Origin of the sequence: Mesorhizobium sp. M7A.F.Ca.AU.001.01.1.1 (assembly GCF_004022735.1) — a bacterium.
Classification (GTDB): domain Bacteria; phylum Pseudomonadota; class Alphaproteobacteria; order Rhizobiales; family Rhizobiaceae; genus Mesorhizobium; species Mesorhizobium ciceri.
The window spans coordinates 1-1,209 of record NZ_RZPF01001126.1; the positions used below are offsets into that span (position 1 = coordinate 1).

Below are 1,209 nucleotides of genomic sequence, written 5' to 3' on the forward strand. Positions count from 1 at the left end.
GCTTTGACGCGTGTTAGCCTCCCTAAAATCGGTGGGGAGGAGCTGATCTCCCCAGAGCAGATTTCATCCTGCTCTAATGTCCACGAAGAGACGCCAACAGGGAGTGATGCATGGCCACCGCCGCCAGAAAAGCGCCTGCCAAATCCAAATCCGACGGCAAATCGGGGCTTTCGACCCCCAAACCTGTCGAATTCACCAAGGACGAAGAGCTTGCCGCTTACCGGCACATGCTGCTCATCCGTCGTTTCGAGGAAAAGGCCGGCCAGCTCTACGGCATGGGTTTCATCGGCGGCTTCTGCCACCTCTATATCGGCCAGGAAGCGGTCGTCACCGGCATGAAGATGGCGCTGATCGACGGCGATCAGATGATCACCGCCTATCGCGACCACGGCCACATGCTGGCGATGGAGCTGTCGCCGCGCGGCGTCATGGCCGAGCTGACCGGGCGTCGCGGCGGCCTGTCACGGGGCAAGGGTGGCTCCATGCACATGTTCTCCAAGGAAAAGCACTTTTATGGCGGCCACGGCATCGTCGGCGCGCAGGTGTCGCTCGGCACGGGCTTGGCCTTCGCCAACCGCTACCGCGACAACAACAATGTCTCGCTGACCTATTTCGGCGACGGTGCGGCCAACCAGGGCCAGGTCTATGAAAGCTTCAACATGGCCTCGCTGTGGAAGCTGCCGGTGATCTACATCATCGAGAACAACCGGTATGCCATGGGCACCTCGGTGTCGCGCTCTTCGGCGGAAACCAATTTTTCGCACCGTGGCGCTTCGTTCAAGATTCCCGGCATCCAGGTCGACGGCATGGACGTGCGCGCTGTCAAGGCCGCCGGCGACCAGGCGACCGAATGGTGCCGCGCCGGCAACGGGCCGATCATTCTCGAAATGCAGACCTATCGCTATCGCGGTCACTCGATGTCCGATCCGGCGAAATACCGCTCAAAGGAAGAAGTGCAGAAGATGCGCTCCGACCATGACCCGATCGAACAGGTCAAGGCGCGGCTGATCGAGAAGAAGTGGGCAACCGAGGACGAGCTTAAGGCCATCGACAAGGAGGTCCGCGACATCGTCGCTGACGCCGCCGAATTTGCCCAGAACGATGCAGAGCCGGATCCGTCCGAGCTCTGGACCGATATCGTATTGTAACGGGAGGGCAAGGACATGCCGATCGAAATTCTCATGCCCTCTCTCTCGCCGACCATGGAAG

Annotated in this window: 1 protein-coding gene; it reads left to right on the forward strand. The window is 60.4% G+C overall.

The window, feature by feature from the left end; translation table 11 throughout:
• Window positions 1-110 precede the first annotated feature (110 nt).
• The gene (pdhA, locus tag EN884_RS36430; RefSeq protein WP_063168051.1) at window positions 111-1,148 is read left to right on the forward strand and encodes a pyruvate dehydrogenase (acetyl-transferring) E1 component subunit alpha; all 1,038 of its coding nucleotides are present in this window, start codon (window positions 111-113) and stop codon (window positions 1,146-1,148) included.
• The last annotated feature ends 61 nt before the right edge of the window (window positions 1,149-1,209 follow it).